Annotated in this window: 1 protein-coding gene; it reads left to right on the top strand. The window is 40.0% G+C overall.

Translation table 11 applies throughout. From position 1 onward, the window contains the following. Positions 1–1815 (top strand): SF1B family DNA helicase RecD2 (gene recD2, locus JZO76_RS14090; RefSeq protein ID WP_206905909.1); only part of this gene is annotated, 1815 nt, incomplete at its 5' end. Positions 1816–1858: the final 43 nt, after the last annotated feature.

The raw sequence follows: 1858 nt of genomic DNA, 5'->3' as shown, positions 1-1858 counted from the left end.
CTGCAAAGTGGGGATACGTATGTCAAAGCGGATACCTTGTTAGACGATACCTTAACCCTACTGGAAAAAAGTCGTCCGGTAGAAATTAACCCCGAACAGTTAGCCGATGTAATTATCGCGTTAACTGAGGAAGATAAAATTCAGCAAGAAGCTACGCGTATTTACGAAAACAGTCTATATTTTGCCGAGATTGGAATTGCTGGGTCGATTCAGCGAATGTTGCAGCGCAAAAAAGAAATTAAGTACCCAGAAAAAACGATTGAAAAAAAATTAGCCAGTTTGGAAAAACGACTCAAGATTAAATATGGGACATCACAAGCTGAAGCGATTAAAGCAGCGTTGGCTTCACCATTATTTATTTTGACTGGCGGTCCTGGTACCGGTAAGACGACGGTTATTAACGGAATCGTACAATTATTTGCTGAATTAAATGATTTAAGTTTGGAGCCATTGGATTATACACAAGAGGTTTTTCCAATTCTTTTAGCCGCACCAACTGGCCGTGCGGCAAAGCGTATGAACGAGACAACAGGATTGCCCAGTGGTACGATTCACCGCTTACTGGGTTTAACGGGTAGAGAAAAAGTCGGTGAGACAGAAATCAATGAATTGGCTGGAGGGTTGTTAATTGTCGATGAAATGTCGATGTTAGACACATGGTTAGCTAATTCTTTGCTAAAAGCAATTCCGAGTAATATGCAGGTTATTTTTGTTGGTGATAAAGATCAATTACCTTCTGTCGGTCCAGGTCAAGTATTACATGATCTGCTACAGATAAAAGCAATTCCCCAGCGCGAGTTAACTGACATTTATCGCCAAGGGGACGGTTCGACGATTATTTCATTGGCCCATGAGATTAAAAACGGCCGCTTACCAGCCGATTTCACTAAAAACCAAGCGGATCGCTCTTTTTTTCCTTGTCATGCGCAACAAATTGAACCTTTAATTGCACAAATTGTTAAAAAGGCAAAAGCCAAAGGGTTTAGCGCCCAAGATATTCAATTGTTAGCCCCTATGTATCGTGGTCCTGCTGGAATTGATGCGTTAAACAAGATGATGCAAGAAATTTTTAACCCCAATGATGGGACAAAAAAAGAAGTAACCTTTCACGAGCACGTTTATCGCATTGGGGATAAAGTTCTACAGCTAGTTAATTCACCAGAAGAAAATGTTTTTAATGGTGATATGGGTCAAATCGTGGGAATTATTTACGCCAAAGACAGTGAAGATAAAGTCGACGAGTTGGTTATTCAATTTGACGCCAATGAAGTGACCTATAAGCGCAATGACTGGCAAAAAATTACCTTATCTTATTGTTGTTCGATTCATAAAGCGCAAGGTAGCGAGTTTGAGATGGTAATTTTGCCGATGGTTTACCAATACCAACGTATGTTGCAAAGAAACCTGCTTTATACAGCCGTAACCAGAAGTAAAGATAAATTAATTTTGCTTGGAGAGACACAGGCTTTTGAAACGTGTGTTACGAATCAATCCGCCAATCGTTTAACGACGCTAAAAGAGCGCATAAGCGCATTTGTCGGTTTGACAGACGAAGAATTAACCAAAGCGGATCAAAAAAAGACACCTGAGGCTAACGAGCTACAAAAACAACAGCAAGCTGTTACCTATGAAGAAGTGCAACTAACAGAAGATGGTCACCAAAAAGAGGCTGGGCATTTACCAAATAATAATGAAGTGAATGAATCGGTAGAAGTGAGCCCTGTTCACGTTATATTAACGGGAAAATTGGTTCGAGAAAATGCCATAGATCCTTTAATTGGTATGAACGGACTGACCCCGTTGGACTTTATGTAGGCAAAAAAAGACTTAAATGATTTTTAGTTTCGGAAGGCTAAAA

The organism is Candidatus Enterococcus myersii (assembly GCF_017316025.1).
Classification (GTDB): domain Bacteria; phylum Bacillota; class Bacilli; order Lactobacillales; family Enterococcaceae; genus Enterococcus_C; species Enterococcus_C montenegrensis.
This window is presented reverse-complemented; position numbering and strand designations above follow the sequence as displayed.